The sequence below is a fragment of the Kribbella sp. DT2 genome (assembly GCF_049844575.1).
Classification (GTDB): domain Bacteria; phylum Actinomycetota; class Actinomycetes; order Propionibacteriales; family Kribbellaceae; genus Kribbella.
On sequence record NZ_JBNCLH010000005.1, the window covers coordinates 357,482 to 372,040 of the forward strand.

General features: G+C 70.4%; 16 protein-coding genes. 7 read left to right on the top strand and 9 right to left on the bottom strand.

From position 1 onward, the window contains the following. Positions 1–3 precede the first annotated feature (3 nt). From ACLQ2O_RS23230 to ACLQ2O_RS23250, 5 genes are all read right to left on the bottom strand, one after another. Positions 4–840 (bottom strand): ABC transporter ATP-binding protein, encoded by an 837-nt coding sequence (locus ACLQ2O_RS23230; protein ID WP_425834736.1) that lies wholly within the window; start codon positions 838–840, stop codon positions 4–6. A 75-nt stretch (positions 841–915) separates the two neighbouring features. Beyond that, positions 916–1,494 (bottom strand): dihydrofolate reductase family protein, encoded by a 579-nt coding sequence (locus tag ACLQ2O_RS23235; RefSeq protein ID WP_425834738.1) that lies wholly within the window; start codon positions 1,492–1,494, stop codon positions 916–918. Positions 1,495–1,560: 66 nt separating this feature from the next. Further along, a complete protein-coding gene (locus ACLQ2O_RS23240) occupies positions 1,561–2,400 on the bottom strand; it encodes a helix-turn-helix domain-containing protein (RefSeq protein ID WP_425834740.1) in 840 nt (279 codons plus the stop codon). Between the two features lie 43 nt (positions 2,401–2,443). Beyond that, complete coding sequence (locus ACLQ2O_RS23245) at positions 2,444–4,513, bottom strand: FAD-dependent oxidoreductase (protein WP_425834742.1); 2,070 nt, start codon at positions 4,511–4,513, stop codon at positions 2,444–2,446. Next, positions 4,510–5,055, bottom strand: coding sequence for a PadR family transcriptional regulator (locus tag ACLQ2O_RS23250; RefSeq protein WP_425834744.1), 546 nt, complete (start codon positions 5,053–5,055; stop codon positions 4,510–4,512). The genes ACLQ2O_RS23245 and ACLQ2O_RS23250 overlap by 4 nt, the downstream gene beginning before the upstream one ends. Before the next feature lie 144 nt (positions 5,056–5,199). On the opposite strand from ACLQ2O_RS23250, the gene ACLQ2O_RS23255 reads away from it, so the two are divergent. Together ACLQ2O_RS23255 and ACLQ2O_RS23260 are read left to right on the top strand one after the other, a co-directional pair. Then, entirely contained in the window at positions 5,200–5,682 is a 483-nt protein-coding gene (locus ACLQ2O_RS23255) for a cation:proton antiporter regulatory subunit (protein ID WP_425834746.1), read from the top strand. 10 nt (positions 5,683–5,692) lie between these two features. Next, positions 5,693–6,913, top strand: coding sequence for a cation:proton antiporter (locus ACLQ2O_RS23260; protein ID WP_425834748.1), 1,221 nt, complete (start codon positions 5,693–5,695; stop codon positions 6,911–6,913). A 152-nt stretch (positions 6,914–7,065) separates the two neighbouring features. Here the strand turns inward: ACLQ2O_RS23260 and ACLQ2O_RS23265 are convergent, their stop codons facing one another. After that, positions 7,066–7,662, bottom strand: coding sequence for a YdeI/OmpD-associated family protein (locus tag ACLQ2O_RS23265; RefSeq protein ID WP_425834750.1), 597 nt, complete (start codon positions 7,660–7,662; stop codon positions 7,066–7,068). Between the two features lie 99 nt (positions 7,663–7,761). On the opposite strand from ACLQ2O_RS23265, the gene ACLQ2O_RS23270 reads away from it, so the two are divergent. Then, a complete protein-coding gene (locus ACLQ2O_RS23270; protein WP_425834752.1) occupies positions 7,762–8,382 on the top strand; it encodes a hypothetical protein in 621 nt (206 codons plus the stop codon). On the opposite strand, the gene ACLQ2O_RS23275 is transcribed toward ACLQ2O_RS23270, so the two are convergent. The 3 genes from ACLQ2O_RS23275 to ACLQ2O_RS23285 are packed head-to-tail and all read right to left on the bottom strand — an operon-like array spanning position 8,379 to position 10,868. Next, a complete protein-coding gene (locus ACLQ2O_RS23275) occupies positions 8,379–8,864 on the bottom strand; it encodes a methylated-DNA--[protein]-cysteine S-methyltransferase (RefSeq protein WP_425834754.1) in 486 nt (161 codons plus the stop codon). The genes ACLQ2O_RS23270 and ACLQ2O_RS23275 overlap by 4 nt on opposite strands. A gap of 1 nt (position 8,865) precedes the next feature. Further along, positions 8,866–9,402: a GNAT family N-acetyltransferase gene (locus tag ACLQ2O_RS23280; RefSeq protein WP_425834756.1), complete on the bottom strand. Its 537-nt coding sequence runs from the start codon at positions 9,400–9,402 to the stop codon at positions 8,866–8,868. Further along, positions 9,399–10,868, bottom strand: coding sequence for an AlkA N-terminal domain-containing protein (locus ACLQ2O_RS23285; RefSeq protein ID WP_425834758.1), 1,470 nt, complete (start codon positions 10,866–10,868; stop codon positions 9,399–9,401). Before ACLQ2O_RS23285 ends, ACLQ2O_RS23280 begins: the two co-directional genes overlap by 4 nt. 198 nt (positions 10,869–11,066) lie before the next feature. Between ACLQ2O_RS23285 and ACLQ2O_RS23290 the strand changes: the two genes are divergently transcribed. The 4 genes from ACLQ2O_RS23290 (at position 11,067) to ACLQ2O_RS23305 (ending at position 14,284) form a co-directional block, all read left to right on the top strand. Next, a complete protein-coding gene (locus tag ACLQ2O_RS23290; protein WP_425834760.1) occupies positions 11,067–11,807 on the top strand; it encodes an SDR family NAD(P)-dependent oxidoreductase in 741 nt (246 codons plus the stop codon). A gap of 36 nt (positions 11,808–11,843) precedes the next feature. Then, on the top strand, positions 11,844–12,635 hold the full coding sequence (locus ACLQ2O_RS23295; protein ID WP_425834762.1) for an LLM class flavin-dependent oxidoreductase: 792 nt from the start codon (positions 11,844–11,846) through the stop codon (positions 12,633–12,635). A 1-nt stretch (position 12,636) separates the two neighbouring features. Further along, the gene (locus tag ACLQ2O_RS23300) at positions 12,637–13,167 is read left to right on the top strand and encodes a kinase (protein ID WP_425834764.1); all 531 of its coding nucleotides are present in this window, start codon (positions 12,637–12,639) and stop codon (positions 13,165–13,167) included. A gap of 106 nt (positions 13,168–13,273) precedes the next feature. After that, the gene (locus ACLQ2O_RS23305) at positions 13,274–14,284 is read left to right on the top strand and encodes a LacI family DNA-binding transcriptional regulator (RefSeq protein WP_425834766.1); all 1,011 of its coding nucleotides are present in this window, start codon (positions 13,274–13,276) and stop codon (positions 14,282–14,284) included. Positions 14,285–14,559: the final 275 nt, after the last annotated feature.

Below are 14,559 nucleotides of genomic sequence, written 5' to 3' on the forward strand. Positions count from 1 at the left end.
TCCTCAGATGTCTTGAAGGCAGTGGTTTTGAAGGACGTGCCGGTGCAGGTGCCTGCCGACCGGCTGGGTGCTGATCCGCCCGGTGACCGGGTCGGTACCGACGTCGATCCGGATCCCGTAGGTCTCGGTCAACGACTCCGCTTGCAGGACCTCGGCCGGCGTACCGGTCGCGCGGACCCGCCCTTGGTCGAGCAGGACGATCCGGTCGGCCACGTCGGCCGCCTGGTTCAGGTCGTGCAGTACGACGCCGACGGCGACCCCGTGCTCGTCGGCGAGGTCGCGCATCAGGTCGAGGATCTCGATCTGGTAGCGCAGGTCGAGAAAAGTGGTCGGTTCGTCGAGCAGCAGTACGCCGGTGTCCTGCGCCAGACAAGTGGCCAGCCAGACGCGCTGCAGCTCACCACCGGACAGCTCGTCGACGGCCCGCTCGGCCATGCTCGTCACGCCGGTGACGTCCATGGCGTGCTCGATCGCGGCGTTGCCCTCGGGGTCGTCGTGACGCCAGCGCCCGCGGTACGGGTGCCGGCCGTAGCCGACGACGTCGCGCACACTCACGCCGTTCGGCGTCGGCCGCGACTGCGAGAGCAAGGTGACCTTCCGCGCGAAGTCCTTCTGCGACAGCGCCAGGGCGTCCTCGCCGTCGGCGAGCCGAACGGTCCCCGCATCAGGCTTGTGCAACCGAGCCAGCGCCCGCAACAGCGTCGACTTCCCACTCCCGTTGGGCCCCACCAGCGCGGTCACCCCCGCCGGGTCGATCTCCAGCCCGGCGTCGTCCACCACCAACCGCCCGTGGTACCCCAGCCGCAACCCGGCGCCCGTCAGCCCCACCGACTCTCGCATGGCCAGAGGATAGCCTTACCTAACCCCAGATGTCAGCCTCGCGGAACGTGATCGGCCCTTCACAGCAAGGTGTCGTCAGCGGCGCACCTGGTAGCGCAGGTGCAGTACCCGGTCGCCCTGGATCACGTCGGGGTTCTCCAGCAGGTGCTGCGCGTCGACCGACCCGAAGTAGCGCTTGCCGGACCCGAGCACGACCGGTACGACGTCCATGCGCACCTCGTCCACCAGCCCCGCGGCGAGCGCCTGGCCACCGACGTCGCCGGCGGCGACCTCGACGATGCGGTCACCCGCGAACTCCTGCGCCTTGGCCACGGCCGCCTCGACGCCGTCGACGAAGTGGAACGGCGCCTCGGCGTCCCAGCCCTCGGGCTGCGGCCGGTGCGTCACGACGACCACGTGGTCGATCCCGGCCGGAGGCTTCCCGCCCCAGCCATCCGTCAGGTCGAAGACGTGGCGGCCGGCGACGGTCACGCCGATCTGGTCCCAGTACGCCCGGGTGTAGTCGTAGGACACCTGCGACACCTTGACCACGCCGCTCTCGTCCAACGGGACGTCGCCGCTGGTCAACCAGTCGAACAGCGGTCCGGGCTGGTCGTTCTCGTCCGCGACGAAACCGTCCACCGACACCGAGCTGTACAGGACCACCTTGCCCACCGGACTCTCCTCTGCTTCAGGGTGCCCCAAAACTAGCGTCCGGTGAGCTGTCGTTCTTGTAGGAAATCAATCGGCCGGCAGCGGCCAGCCCTCCAGCGTGTGGCCGGGATGTTCGCGCAGGAACCGCCGCCGGACCTCGACGTACCGGGTCGGCGTGAGCCCGGTGAACGCCCGGAACTCGTGGCCGAAGTGGGCCTGGTCGAAGTAGCCCGCCCGACCGGCGACATCGCCCCAGTCGATCGGTCCGGTGGGGTCGATCGCCAGCACGGTCGTGGTGAAGCGGTAGGTGCGGGCCAGCCGCTTCGGCGTGACGCCGACGAGCTCCTTGAACCGCTGCGCCAGATGCGTGCTGCTGACACCGGCGGCCACGCTCAGGTCGCCGATCGCCACCGTCCCGCCGGTCGCCGCGATGACACTGCTCGTACGGCGGACCAGCCCCAGGCCGGCGGTTTCGCACAGCCGTCGCCTCAGCTCCTCCTCGAGCAGCGTCAGCAGCTCGTGCGGTCCGCGCGCCGTCGCCAACCGGTCTCTTAGCTCCGCAACGGCGGGCCGGCCCCAGACCTGCTCGATCGTCACCGGCCGGTCACACAGCTCGGCCGCGGGCATCGGCAGGAACGGCGCCAGCCCCCACGGCTTCAGGTGCACGCCGACGGACCGGGTCCGCAGCGGGTAGCCGAACTCGAACGCGCGGGTGGGCATGGTGATCACGCAGCCGTCGGCGTACTCGGCCGTCTCGCCGTCGAGGCCGGCGCGGATGCGGAACGGTGCCCCGAGGTTGACGATGAGCAGGGCCGACGGGCTCGGCGGCAGCGTCAGCCGCGCGTACGGCGACGCACCCTCCAGGTAGTAGAGGTCGTCGATCAGGCCGTCCAACGGCGGTCGCGGCACTCTGGACACGTACTCCATGCCCACAGCATCGCCGACGAGCGCCGCTCTTGTCGTTGCTCTGCTACAACCTGGCGGCCAAGCGGGTCCCTTGGTCGATCGCTCGTTTGGCGTCCAGCTCGGCGGCGACGTCAGCGCCGCCGATCACGTGGACGGAGTGGTTGGGGAGTTGGGCGGCGAGGTCGTTGACGGACTCCTGGCCCGCGCAGATGACGATGGTGTCTACCGCCAGCGTGCGGGGGTTCTCGTGGTTGGGGCCGAAGGTCAGGTGGAGGCCTTCGTCGTCGATGCGTTCGTAGTTGACGGCTCGGAGCTGGGTGACCTGCTTGTTCTTCAGGGCGGCTCGGTGGACCCAGCCGGTGGTTTTGCCCAGGCCGGCGCCGATCTTGCCGGGCTTTCGTTGGAGGAGGTAGACCTCCCGGGGGGACGGGTCGGGGTGGGGCTCGGTGAGGCCGGCTCGGTCTTCTTCCGGGTTGCCTACGCCCCATTCGGACTTCCACAGCGCCAGGTCGAGGGTGGGGGACTTGGCAGTGGTGAGGAATTCGGAGATGTCCACGCCAATGCCGCCGGCGCCGATGACGGCTACCGACGAGCCGACCGGGTGATGGCCGCGGACCAGTTCGGCGTACGAGAGGACGCTGGGGTGGTCGATGCCGGGGATCGACGGGATACGCGGGACCACGCCGGTGGCGAGGATGATCTCGTCGAAGCCGGCCAGGTCTTCGGGGATGGCTCGGTGGTTGAGGTGGACCTTGACGCCGGTGAGGTCGAGGCGGCGGCGGTAGTAGCGGATCGTCTCGGCGAACTCCTCCTTGCCGGGGATGCGCTGGGCGATGCCGAACTGGCCGCCGATCTCCCGGTCGGCCTCGAAGAGCGCGACGTCGTGGCCGCGTTCGGCAGCGGTGACGGCCGCCGAGAGGCCGGCCGGGCCCGCGCCGACGACCGCGACCTTCTTCGTACGGCGGGTCGGCAGCAGGACGAGCTCGGTCTCGCGGGCCGCGCGCGGGTTGACCATGCAGCTGGCGAGCTTCTTGGCGAAGACGTGGTCCAGGCAGGCCTGGTTGCAGGCGATGCAGACATTGATCTCGTCGGCGCGCGATTCCGTTGCCTTGAGCACCCAGTCCGGGTCGGCGAGGAACGGGCGGGCCAGGCTGACCAGGTCGGCGTCGCCGCGGGCGAGGACCTCCTCGGCGACCTGGGGCAGGTTGATGCGGTTCGACGTGACGACCGGGATCGCGACGTGCGGGCGGAAGGCGGCGGTGATCGAGGTGAAGGCCGCCCGCGGGACCGAGGTGACGATGGTCGGTACGCGGGCCTCGTGCCAGCCGATGCCGGTGTTGATGATCGACGCACCGGCGGTCTCGATCTCCTTGCCTAGTGCAACGACTTCGTCCCAGGTCTGGCCGCCCTCGACGAGGTCGGCCATCGAGAGCCGGTAGATGATCAGGAAGTCCGGCCCGACGCGCTCGCGGGTTCGGCGGACGATCTCCACGGCGAGGCGGCGGCGGTTCTCCGGTGAGCCGCCCCAGCGGTCGGTCCGGCGGTTGGTGCGTTCGGCGAGGAACTGGTTGATGAAGTAGCCCTCGGAGCCCATGATCTCGACGCCGTCGTACCCGGCCTCCTGGGCGAGCGCGGCGCAGTCGACGTACGCGTCGATCTGCTTCCGGACGCCGCGGTCGGACAGAGCGCGCGGGCGGAACGGGTTGATCGGGGCATTCAGCCGGGAGGCGGAGACGCTGAACGGGTGGTACGCGTAGCGCCCCGCGTGCAGGATCTGCAGGGCGATCCGGCCGCCCTCGGCGTGCACGGCGTCGGTGATGATGCGGTGCCGGCGAGCTTGCCGGTGGGAGGTCAGCCGGGAGCCGAAGGGGGTGAGCCAGCCGGTGCGGTTGGGCGCGTAGCCGCCGGTGACGATCAGGCCGACGCCACCGCGGGCGCGCTCGGCGAAGTACGCCGCGAGCTTCGGCAGGTCGCGCGCCCGGTCCTCGAGACCGGTGTGCATCGAGCCCATGATCACCCGGTTCGGCAGCGTCACGTGCCCGAGGTCGAGCGGCGCCAGCAAGGTCGGGTACGCCGAACCCGCCGGCGGCGCCGAACGCGGGGAGCCGTTGTTGGTCGGGAGCGAGCCGTTCATCGGGCGCCTTTCGGTCGTAGGGCCTGGAGGACTTCGTCGCACCAGTCGGTGAAGGACTGTTCGGCGCGGACCCCGCCGCGGAGCACGAGGTACTGGTGCAGCTCACGTCCCGCCAGCGTCGACGGCTTCGGGAAGTCGCGGCGTTCGATCGCCTGGTACGCCGCCAGGCGCGCGGCGTGCTCGTCGCGGTGCCGCTCGACCTCACGCCGTACGGCGTCGAGATCGCCCAGCGACGCGCCGCGCAGCTTCACGCCGAGCTCGTCGCGCAGCATCGTCGGCTCGATCGGTTCGGCCAGCCAGCGGGTGAGCTCGGTGCGGCCCGCGCCGGCGACCTGGTAGACTTTCTTGTCCGGCCGGCCCTCCTGCGCGACGTCGGTGTGGGTGACCCAGCCGGCCTCCTCCATCCGCCGCAGCACCCGGTAGATCTGCTGGTGCGTGGCCGCCCAGAAGAACCCGATCGACCGGTCGAACCGGCGGGCCAGTTCGTACCCGGACCCTTCCCGCTCGCTGAGCGAGACCAGCAACGCGTGCTCGAGCGCCACCGCGACCACCTCCAGACGCCGTCAGCGTACCTATGCAACTAGTTGCAGTGCACCTGATTGCAGCACAGGTCACAGCGGTGGAACACCCCGTACGGGAGAATGGTTGTCACCACTGATTGCATTTTCCGAGCCGGAGGACTACTGATGGACCACGCCCACCCGACCCGGACCACACTGCCCGGGATCGGCACCCGCTACGACCTCGTCACCGGGGGCGGCAAGCACGTGTCGATCGTCGTCCACGAGGACGGCCGCCGGTTCCTGGGCTTTCACGATCCCGAGGACGACGACAACTGCACGAACTCCGTCCCGCTGGACGCGGCCGAGGCCGGCGCGCTGGCGCAGCTGCTCGTCCCGACGCCGATCGACCCGCTGCACAACGACCTGGAGATCGACCTGGTCACCGAGCAGATCCCGATCACCAGCCGTTCGCCGTACTCGGGCCGCACGCTCGGCGACACCCAGGCCCGCAGCCGCACCGGCGCCTCGATCGTGGCGGTGCTGCGACGGACCGGCGCGACACCGTCGCCGACCCCGGACTTCCGCTTCACGATCGGCGACACGCTGGTCGTGGTGGGCACACGTGAGGGCGTCGACGCCGTGGCCGACCTGATCTCGGGAGGCTGACGTGCACGACATGACGATGCTGCTGATCGAGCTCGGCGCGGTGATCCTTGCCCTGGGCATCCTCGGCCGGATCGCCGGCCGGGTCGGCTTCTCCCCGATCCCCCTGTACCTGCTGGCCGGGCTCGCCTTCGGCCACGGCGGGCTGCTGCCGCTCGACGCGAGCGAGGAGTTCGTTGCCACCGGCGCCGAGATCGGCGTGATCCTGCTGCTGTTGCTGCTCGGCCTGGAGTACACCGCGGCCGACCTGGTCAGCACGCTGAAGACGCAGTACCTGTCCGGTGTCGTCGACTTCGTGCTCAACGCGCTGCCGGGCGCGGCCGTCGCGCTGATGCTCGGCTGGGGTCCGGTCGCCGCGGTCGCGCTGGCCGGCGTCACCTGGATCTCGTCGTCGGGAGTGATCGCGAAGGTGGTCGGGGACCTCGGCCGGCTGGGTAACCGCGAGACGCCGGTGATCCTCGGGATCCTGGTGCTCGAGGACCTGTCGATGGCGGTCTACCTGCCGATCCTGACCGCGCTGCTGGCCGGCGTCGGGCTGGCCGGCGGAAGCATCACGCTGCTGATCTCGCTCGGCACGGTGAGCATCGTGCTGTTCGTCGCCCTGCGGTACGGGCGGGTGATCAGCCGGGCGGTCTCGTCGGACAACCCGGAGATGCTGCTGCTCGTCGTACTGGGTCTGACGCTGCTGGTCGCGGGAATCGCGGCGAAGCTGCAGGTGTCGGCGGCGGTCGGCGCGTTCCTGGTCGGGATCGCACTCTCGGGTGAGGTCGCGCACGGTGCGCGGAACCTGCTGAGCCCGCTGCGGGACCTGTTCGCGGCGGTGTTCTTCGTGTTCTTCGGGTTGAGCACGGATCCGGCGGACATCCCGCCGGTGCTCGGCGTCGCGCTGGCGCTCGCGGTGTTCACCGCGCTGACGAAGGTGCTCACCGGCTGGTACGCCGCCAGGCGCGCCGGGATCAAGGCGGCAGGGCGTTGGCGGGCCGGTGGGACGCTCGTCGCCCGCGGCGAGTTCTCGATCGTGATCGCCGGGTTGGCCGTTGGGGTCGAGCCACGGTTGGGGCCGCTCGCGACGGCGTACGTGCTGATCCTGGTGATCCTCGGGCCGATCGCCGCGCGGTACACCGAGCCGGTCGCGAAGAAGCTGTCCGGGCTCCGGAAGACGGCGCCGCCGGCGATCCCGGCCGGCGGACCTGCCGAGGAACGCCTCGACGACCCGGCCAACACCGGGAGCTGAATCTCGGCCACACTCTCCGCCGCGCCGGCGCAGGCGTCGGGGCGCCAGGCTCTCGTTCCCCCACCACTCACCAAGCCGCGGCCTCGGCCTTCGCCCACGCTCAGGAGCGGCCGGTCGCGGGTGTTTCGAGGGGGTTGGTGAGTGGTGTGTGTTCACCTCGGGTGGTTGGCCCGCTGGTTGTTCTCGGCGAGCTCGACCGTCTGCTGGATCCGTCGGGCGCGCGTCTCGGGGCGCTTGGCGAGGGCGATCCACTCGAGGATCAGCCGCCGGGACGACGGCGGGAACTTCGCGAAGTGCGTGGCTGCCTGGTCGTTCCGGTCGAGCTCCGTCTGGAGGTCGGCCGGGACGACCAGGTTCTGCGCTTCGGCGAGCACGTCCCACACGCCGGTCTCCTGCGCCCGTTTGACCACCTCGAGGCCCGCCGGCGCCATCAGGCCTTCCGCCGTCAGCCGGGCGACCCGCTGGCGGTTCACCTTGCTCCAGGTGCTGCGCGGGTTCCGAGGGGTGAAGCACTGGTACGTCGTCGAGTCGTCGCGCTTGATCGTCTTGCTGTCCACCCACCCGAAGCACAACGCGTGCTCGACCGCGGCGACGTAGTCGACCACGTCGTCGGCACCTCGTCCGACCACCAGCCAGACGGCCCGCTCACTCTGCCCGTTGACCGAAAGCCAGCCCCGCCACTCGTCCACATCCGCCGGCCGCACCGCCAGGTCGTCCGACAGGTCCACCTTCGCCACCGTGCTGCTCATCTCCGGGGTCCCTTCCCTCGCTGCCTGGTCCCACTCTGCCGTAGATAAGTGCTCACCCAATGAGCACTTATCCGGACGGTTTCTGAGGATGATCAGGTCATGGACGACACTCTGGACATCGAGCAGTACTCCGACGAGAGCCGGGCCGCGTTGCGCCGGCGGACCGACGAACTGATCGACGGCCTGCGCGCACACGCCGAGGCCGTGCTCGGTCTCCGCGGCGGCAGCGCCGAGCAGGCCGACCTGTGGGCCGAGAACGAGAAGCTCGGCCGGCTGCTCGGCGGCTGGGACGACGCCGTGCTCGACCACACCGGGACCTCGGTCTCACCCGGCGGGTACGACGACGAGGACGAGCTGGAGGACGACGAGGAGGTCGCGGTCGACGTGATCTCGCTGGTGACGCGGGTCGACCTGGGCGTGCGCGACGCCGACGAACTGCTGACCGCCGGGCGGGCGGCGCACCGGCGCAGTTGGGCGGAGGAGACCGAGGCGGACGCCGAGGTCGCGGTCGACGACGTGGTGCAGGCCGTGTACGCGATCATCCACGACGCCGGCGAGCCGTGGCTGGATCTCCCGGGCACAGGCCTGCTCGCGGCGACGCGCGTCTACGTCTCCCCGGAGGACTACGAGGCGCCGCACGAGGACTTCTCGCCCGAGGCCGTTCTCGAACAGGTCGCCGTGCCGGACGGGATGGTGGTGTTCAGCGAGTCCTGGGGTTAGAAGAGAGCGTCGCCGCGTTCCAGGTCGAGGAGTTGCTGCTTGCGCGGGAGGCCGCCGCCGTACCCCGTGAGGCTGCCGGTCGAGCCGATCACGCGGTGGCAGGGGACGATGATGCTGATCGGGTTCTTGCCGTTGGCGAGACCGACGGCTCGCGAGGCGGTCAAAGGCTTGCCCATGGTCAGGGCGAGCTCGCCGTACGTCGTGGTGGTGCCGTACGGGATGTCGAGCAGGGCTGTCCAGACCTCTTGCTGGAAAGGGGTTCCGACGGGGGCGAGCGGGACGTCGAAGGTGGTGCGCTCGCCGGCGAAGTACTCGGTGAGCTGGTGCGCGACCTTGGGGAGGATGCTGTCGTCGCGCGCGCCGAAGGTTTCCATCGCGGGGCGGTGACGTTGCTGCTCCATGTAGAGGCCGACCAGCTCGTCGTCGGGTGTGGCGACGAGGGTGAGGTCGCCGATCGGGCTCTCGAGTACGGCGTACGGCATGTCAGGGCTTGGTGATGCGGTAGAGGACGTGCCGACGCAGCGGGTGGCCGGGCTCGAGTCGTGAGTGGTCGAAGTCGTCAGCCTCGTCGTGGGTCATGCCGATGCGCTGCATGACGCGCTGGGACGGCAGGTTCGTCGTCGCGGTGAAGGAGACGATCTCGTCCAGCCCGAGCGGGCCGAACCCGTACTCCAGGACTGCCCGAGCCCCCTCGGTCGCATAACCATTGCCCCAGGCATCTTTGGACAGACGCCAGCCGATCTCGACGGCCGGGGTGAAGGGAGCCTCGAAGCTCGCCACCGACAATCCGATGAACCCGATGAACCGGCCCGTCTCGAGCACCTCGACCGCCAACCAGCCGAGCCCTCGCTCGACGACAGCCCGGGCAGTCCGGTCGACCATCTCGTCGCTCTGCTCGCGGGTCAGCATCGACGGGAAGTGCTCCATCACCGCCGGGTCCGCGTTCAGCGCCGCGAACGGCTCCTTGTCGGCCTCGGTCCACTGCCGCAGCAGCAGCCGCTCGGTCTTCAGGTCGGTCATCTCACTCCGTCGTTCGGAAGCTCGGTCGGGATCTTGTTGATGGCATGGTCCCCGGTCGCCCACAGGTACTGCACGGCGTACGCGCGCCACGGCCGCCAGGCCCGTGCGTGCGCGATCAGGGGTTTGGGGGCCTCGGGCAACCCGAGGTCGCGGGCGGCGTACCGGATGCCCAGGTCGCTGGCCACGAAGGCGTCCGGATCACCGAGCGCGCGCATCGCGATCGACTCCACCGTCCACGGGCCGATCCCGGGCAGCTCGGCGAGCTGGGCGCGGGCGCGGTCCCAGTCGCTGCCGGCGCCGAGGTCGATGTCGCCGGCCGCGAGCGTCGCGATCAGCGTGGTCAACGTCGTACGCCGGGACTTCGGGAACGCCAGCGTCTCCGGATCGAGCCCGGCCAGCGCCTCCATCGTCGGGAACAGGTGCGTGAGTCCGCCAGCCGGGTCGTCGACCGGTTCGCCGTACGCCAGGACGAGCCGGCTCGCGTGGGTCCGGGCGGCGGCCGTCGACACTTGCTGACCGAGCACGGCCCGTACGGCGAACTCGTTGCCGTCGACGGTCCGCGGCACGCGGCGGCCGGGTGCCTTCGCGATCAGCGGCGCGAGGAACGGGTCGTCGGCGAGCAACTCGTCGACGGCGATCGGGTCGGCGTCCAGGTCGAGCATCCGGCGGCAGCGGCTGATCGCGATCGCGAGGTCGCGCTGGTCGGTGAGCGACAGCTGGCAGGCGATGTGGTCGGGCATCGGCTTGAGCGCGACGACGCCGTGGCCGTGCGGGAGGCGGAGCGTGCGGCGGTAGGCGCCGCCGTACCACTCCTCGACACCCGGTACGCCGGTGGCGATCAGGTGGCCGAACAGGTTGTCCGGCGTGAGCGGCGCGCGGAACGGGAGCCGCAGCGAGATCGTGCCCGGGGCGGTCGGGTGCGAGCCGCGCTGCGCCCGGCCGCGGAGCTCGCTCGGCGAGAGCGCGAAGACCTCCTGGACGGTCTCGTTGAACGTGCGCACGCTGGAGAATCCCGACGCGAACGCGACGTCGGCCATCTGCAGGTCGCTGGTCTCGATCAGCATCCGCGCCGTCTGCGCGCGCTGCGCCCGGGCCAGGGCGAGCGGGCCGGCGCCGAGCTCGGCCTGGAGCTGGCGCTGCACCTGACGGACGCTGTACCCGAGCTGGGTCGCGAGGCCCGGTACGCCGTCGCGGTCGACGACACCGTCGCTGATCAGGCGCATCGCACGGGCGACCAGGTCGGCGCGGTCGTTCCACTCCGGGGAGCCCGGGCTCGCGTCCGGGCGGCAGCGCTTGCAGGCGCGGAAACCGGCCTGCTGGGCCGCGGCGGCGCTCGGGTAGAACCGCATGTTCTGGACCTTCGGCGGGACCACCGGGCAGCTCGGGCGGCAGTAGATCTTGGTGGTCAGTACGGCGGTGAAGAACCAGCCGTCGAACCGCGCGTCCTTGGACTGGACCGCTCGCACGCACCGCTCGACACATTCGTACACCTCCCCAGCATCGCTGGTTCCGCCGACATGTACTAGCGGATTTGCGCCATCGAGGTGATCGTCCCGGTCGCGGGAAAACGACGGCAGGATCCGGCGGCGTGAAACCGCCAGCTCTCGGGCTCCGCGGCCGCTGAACTGGAGCGGTAGCGACGGACAACGAGAAGGCAGGAAACGATGAACGACCTTACGGGCAAGCTGGCGCTGGTGACCGGCGGGAGCCGTGGCATCGGAGCCGCGACCGCTCTGGCGCTGGCCGCGGCGGGCGCGGATGTGGCGATCACCTATCAGAGTGCGGCTTCGGACGCGGCGGACGTGGTGAAGCAGATCGAGGCTGCGGGGCGGCGGGGGTTCGCCTTTCAGGCGGACGCCACCGATGCCGCGGCTGTCGAGGCGACGGTGGCGCGGGCCGTCGACGCGCTCGGCGGGCTCGACGTACTGGTGAACAACGCGGGCGTCGGGACGAGCGGGATGATCACGGACGTTCCTCTGGAGGAGATCGACCGGGTGATCGCGGTGAACGTGCGCGGCGCGTACGTCGCCGCGCGGGCTGCCGCGTCGCGGTTGGCGGACGGTGGCCGGATGATCCACGTCGGCAGCACGATCGCCGAACGGAACGCCGGGCCGGGGATGACGCTGTACGGGCTGAGCAAGTCGGCGGTGGTCGGTCTCAGCAAGGGACTGGCGCGAGATCTCGGCCCGCGAGGGATCACGTCGAACGTCGTACAGCCTGGCCCGACGGACACGGCGATGAACCCGGCCGACGGTCGGTACGCCGAGGCACAGCGTGGAGCGCTGGCACTACCGCGCTTCGGCACGCCGGACGAGGTGGCGGCCGCGATCGTGTACCTGGCGGGGCCGAACGCGGGGTACGTCACCGGCACAGAGCTGACCATCGACGGCGGCCACGCGGCCTGATCTGGTTCTGTCGGTAGGTCCATCTACGGTGACCGGATGAAGTTCTCGGTGACCTTTGGCGCGGTGGGTGACGGGCGGGATCCGCGGGGGCTGGCGGATCTCGCCCGGCTCGCCGAGGAATCCGGGTGGGACGGGGTGTTCCTGGAGGACTATCTCGCCTATCAAGGCACCTCGCTTCCGACGTACGATCCGTGGATCTGTCTGGCGGCGATGGCGTGCGCGACCAGCCGCGTGCGGCTCGGTACGACGGTGACGCCGCTCCCCCGCCGGCGTCCGTGGAAGGTCGCGGCCGAGGCGGTCGCGCTGGATCACCTGTCGGACGGCCGGATGATCCTCGGCGTCGGGATCGGCGACCCCGCGGACCCGTTCCTCGGCGGGGTCGGCGAACCGACCGATCCGCGCGTTCTCGCGGAGATGCTCGACGAAGGCCTCGCGGTGATCGACGCACTGTGGTCCGGCGAGGCCGTGCACCACCGCGGAAAGCACTACCAGCTGGACGGTGCCCAACTGACCGCCCGCCCGATCCAGCACCCGAGAATCCCGATCTGGATCGGCGGCAACCTGCTCGTCCCCGCCGTACGCCGAAGAATCCTGCGATGGGACGGCTCCTGCGCCTACAAGGGCCCAACCACCGCCTCCCTGCCAATGCTCCCCGAAGACGTCCAAGCCCTCAGAGCCCAACGAAGCAACGACTTCGACATCAAGACCAGCGGCGGCAGCCCCCAAGCCTTCGCCGAAGCCGGCGCCACCTGGTGGGGCCGCTGGATCCCCCCAGGCCCCCGAGCCGAAGCAGAACAAATCCTCCGCGCCGGCCCCCCGAGGATCTGACATGCCGGCGCTGGTCGTCCTCCGAGGCAACTCCGCCTCCGGAAAATCCGCCCTCGCCCTGGAGCTCCAGCGCGCCCTCGGACCCGGTACGGCGAACGTCGGGCAGGATCACCTCCGCCGCGTGATCCTCCGCGAGCACGACGTACCGGACGGCGACAACATCACCCTCATCGCCGAGACCGTCCGCACCTGCCTCCGCCTCGGGTGCACGACGATCCTCGAAGGCATCCTCCACGCACCTCACTACGGCGAGATGCTCCGCGAGCTGCTCGCCGAGCACCCGGGCCCGTCCCACGTGTTCTATCTCGACGTTCCCCTCGACGAAACCCTGCGCCGGCACGAGCTCAAGCCGATGACAGTCCCCGCTGCCAAGCTCCGCGAGTGGTACCACCCCCTCGACCTCCTGGGCGTCCCCGGCGAGATCACCGTCGACGGTTCGCCCGGCCTGCAGGAAGTCCTGGCCCTCGTCCTCGCCCGGATCGGCCCGATCACCACTCCCCAATCAGCCCGTGACAGGGAACGTTTCCTGTAGGCCGCCGGATGGCCCTCGGCCGGCCTGCCGTTGACAACGCAGGTTGTGGCGGGTGAGACTGCGGGGGGAATTTTAACGTTCAAACCCGCAGCGGTGAGGGGGTCTGGTGGCTACGCTCAAGCAGGTTGCGGCGCATGCCGATGTTTCTGTGCAGACCGTTTCCAACGCGTTGAATGCTCCGCACCGGTTGCGGCCGGACACGCTCGAGCGGGTGACTCGGTCGATCGAGCTGCTCAACTACCGGCCCAATCGTAACGCCCGGAGTCTGCGGACCAGTGCGGTCGAGCTGATCGGGTACTGCGTGCCGAGCTGGCACGGTGGGCAGGCTCATCTGGTGATGGACCAGTTCCTGCACGCGTTGTGCGCTGCGGCGGAGACGACCGGGCGGCACATCTTGTTGTTCACGGCCCCTGCCGGCGCCGACGGGATGTCGGTGTACGACGACCTGCACGCGCGGCGGCTCGTCGACGGGTTCGTGCTGTCGCAGACCGAGACGCACGACCCGCGGCACGGGTGGTTGAAGGACCAGCGGATTCCGTTCGTCTCCTTCGGGCGGGTGTGGAAGGAGTCCACGCAGCCCGGGCCGTACGTCGATGTGGACGGCGCCAGTGGGTGCGCGATGGCGACGCGGCACCTGTACGACGGTGGGCGGCGGCGGATCGGGTTCCTCGGGTGGCCGCGGACGTCGGGGCTCGCGGAGGACCGGCTCGCGGGGTGGCGTGACGCGTGCGTCGAGCTCGGGCTGCCGGTGGACGGGCTTGCGGTGCACTGCGTGGAGGACACCTTCGACGAGGGTGCACGCGGTGCCGCTTTGTTGCTCGACGCATCCGAACCCGTCGACGCGATCGTTGCCCTGAGCGACGTACTGGCCCTCGGGGCGCTGCGGGAGCTCAACCGGCGTGGGCTGGTCACCGGGAGCGACGTCGCGCTGACCGGGTTCGACGACTCGCCGCTGGCGTCGGTCGTCTCGCCCGCGCTGACCACGCTGCGGCAGCCGATCGACCTGATCGCCAACGAACTGATCGACATCCTCACCAGCACGGCCGACGTCGAAGGACCGACCGAACGCCTGCTGCAGCCCGAACTGATCGTCAGGGGCAGCTCAGCCCCCGGCTGATGACGCGGCGCGCGAGAGTGCCGCGAGAAGGAGGAATCCTGTCATGACACCCCGCCCGACTACCTCCCAACCACCCGGCCGACGCCGAACCCGTACGGCGGGCGCCGGGCTGATCGCCGCAGCTCTCCTGGTGAGTGTGGCGACCCAAGCCTCCGGCGCACCACCTGCCACCGACCCCGCGCGCTCCCCGGGGCGGGCGGGGAGCCCGGGGGTGGGGGGGGGGGGGTGCCGGGCCCCCCCGCCCACCACAAACCGGGGGAACGCGCCGGGGGCGG